Origin of the sequence: Clostridium sp., from assembly GCF_040797585.1 — a bacterium.
Classification (GTDB): Bacteria; Bacillota; Clostridia; order Clostridiales; family Clostridiaceae; genus Clostridium_Z.
This window is the reverse complement of record NZ_JBFNEO010000297.1, coordinates 1-2,377: the sequence shown is the minus strand read 5'-3', so window position 1 is coordinate 2,377 and position 2,377 is coordinate 1. Positions and strand designations below refer to the sequence as shown.

Sequence of the window (2,377 nt, the reverse complement as noted above, 5' to 3'; positions counted from 1 at the left end):
AGTAAAATACTTATTCATATATTCTTTTTTTACATTTTTAACTTCACTTTGTGCATATTCCCCTGATTTTGCCTTGTTTATTATGGTGGTATCAATATCTGTAGCTAACATATAGTGTCTATTTCTAGGTGCATAATCATCTAAAATCATTGCTAGAGAATAGGGTTCTGCACCTATAGAACAAGCAGCACTCCACATTCTAATATTCCTATTGCTCTTTAGAAAGTCAGACTTTATAAGCTTTGAAAGTTCTTCAAACATTTCAGGGTTCCTGAAGAATTCACTTACATTTATTGTTATAAAATCTAAAAATCTTTGTTTCTCCGATGGGTCTCTTTTTAAAAGGTTTATATACTCATCAGCGGTGGTGACCCCTATTCTAGTCATCAAACTAGAAATCCTTCTATGAAGCTGATTTGATTTATAGGCTGAAAGATTTATTCCTATATCTTTTAAAACCCACGCCTCAAACTTTTCAAAGTCCATATTTACCTCCTATTTTACCATAGAACACTTTATTATCTTTGATAATATTTGTCCTAAGGGTAATACTTCATCTATATTTCCTGTTTCAAAAGCTACCTTTGGCATTCCATAAATAGTACAAGTACTTTCATGTTCTGATATGGTAGTTCCACCTAAGGCTTTAACCTCAGTAGAGCCATTAGCTCCATCTCTCCCCATACCTGTTAGAACTATACTCATAAGTTTTTCCCTATAAACCTTAGCTGCTGATATAAACAATTTGTCAACACAAGGTCTTACTCCAAAAACAGGTGGCTCCTCAGTAAGTCTTATTTTTTTATCTCGTGTAACCTCCATATGAAATCCACCCTTAGCAATATACACAGTGTCTTTTTCTATTATCATATTATTATCTGCTTCTACCACCCTTACTTTACTATTTGCATTAAGTCTTTCAGCAAAAGCATGGGTAAAGCCTACTGGCATATGCTGTACTACTAATATAGGAAACCCTAAATTTTTAGGTAAATTAGTTATAAGTGTAGTTAAGGCTCTCGGTCCTCCAGTAGAGGCTCCAATAACCATAGCTTCTATATTATGATTCATATTCTTTTTTCTTAATACTGGTGAAAGATTTCTATCCTTTATATCTATAGAATCTCTTTTTGCCTTTTTAGCACCTTGTCTTATTTTTTCTACAAGTTCACTTTTAACCTTATTTATGTCCAGGGATATAGATCCTGAGGGCTTTGATATAAATTCAAAGGCTCCTGCCTCAAGACATTCCATTGTAACAAAGGTTCCTTCTTTTGTTAAGCTACTAAGCATTATAACAGGAATGTTGAGATTTCTTTTCTTAAGCTCCTTTAAGGCTCTAACTCCATTAATTTTAGGCATCTCCACATCTAAGGTTATCACCTGTGGATTTAGCTTTTCTACCTTATTTAAAAGCTCCTCTCCATTCCTTGCCACATCAATAACTTCCATATCTTTTTCTTCGTTTATCATGTCTGAAATGATTCTTCTCATTAATGCTGAGTCGTCCACTACAAGAACTCTTATTTTCTGCAATCTATTCAACCCCATTAAATTTCTTTTATTCCTATTCCAACTGTTCTTATCTGAACCATGCCATTTAATCCATTAAGCACCATGGTTCTTCCTTTGTTTCCTCCAATATCCGTAGCAACTAAAGGTATCCCTAGCTTATCTAATACTGATTTTACAGAAGCTCCATTTCTTGCTCCTATATCTGTTATCATGCTCTTATCTGAAAAATTAAACATGGATGCTCCCCCTGCTATTTTAGCTTTCATATGTCTTTTACATCCTCCCATTTTCTCCATTTTTTCTATTAAAATTGGGATAGCTAAATCTGCAAACTTTAAAGGGTTAGTAACATTTGAAAATTGAGTACTATCAGGAAGCATTATATGAGCAAGTCCTGCAATTCCAGAAAACCTATCATATAGTGCTATTCCTATACATGAACCAAGTCCAACAGTTATTAACCTATTTGGGGAAACTACTACATTTAAATCAGCAATGCCTACTCTAACTTCTTTTGCTTCTTTAACTTCTCTACTCTCCATGGTTTCCTCTACTTAAGAGCCTGTTTTTCATCATCAGATAATATTTTTGCTAGATCTAAATATATTATTATTTGCTTATCATTTTTTATAAGACCTTTAATATATCTTTTTGATACCTTACTTGCTATATCTGGAGCCTTCTCAATTTTATCTACATTAACATCACGAACTTCAAATACCACGTCTACAATCATTCCCACCTTGGTATCCTTGTCCTTCACAACAATTATCTTATTGTCTCTACTTCTCTCCTTCTCTCCCATGTTAAACTTTTTACTTAAATTTACTATAGGAAGTATATTATCTTCATAGTTTATAAC

At 33.3% G+C, this 2,377-nt stretch carries 4 protein-coding genes; all 4 read right to left on the bottom strand.

All coding sequences use genetic code 11. From position 1 onward, the window contains the following. Positions 1–486: protein-glutamate O-methyltransferase CheR (locus AB2369_RS12960; RefSeq protein WP_367666889.1), on the bottom strand; the 486-nt coding region annotated here is incomplete at its 3' end. A 9-nt stretch (positions 487–495) separates the two neighbouring features. Then, the gene (locus AB2369_RS12955; RefSeq protein WP_367666888.1) at positions 496–1,536 is read right to left on the bottom strand and encodes a chemotaxis response regulator protein-glutamate methylesterase; all 1,041 of its coding nucleotides are present in this window, start codon (positions 1,534–1,536) and stop codon (positions 496–498) included. Positions 1,537–1,550: 14 nt separating this feature from the next. Beyond that, positions 1,551–2,057 carry a chemotaxis protein CheD gene (locus AB2369_RS12950; RefSeq protein ID WP_367666887.1) on the bottom strand — a complete coding sequence of 169 codons (507 nt, stop codon included), beginning with the start codon at positions 2,055–2,057 and terminating at the stop codon, positions 1,551–1,553. A gap of 8 nt (positions 2,058–2,065) precedes the next feature. Further along, a partial coding sequence (locus AB2369_RS12945; RefSeq protein ID WP_367666886.1) for a chemotaxis protein CheW occupies positions 2,066–2,377 on the bottom strand: 312 nt, incomplete at its 5' end.

Excerpts from the sequence above, each read along its gene's own strand:
- AB2369_RS12950 (WP_367666887.1), bottom strand. The coding sequence starts at position 2,057 with ATGGAGAGTAGAGAAGTTAAAGAAGCAAAAGAAGTTAGAGTAGGCATT.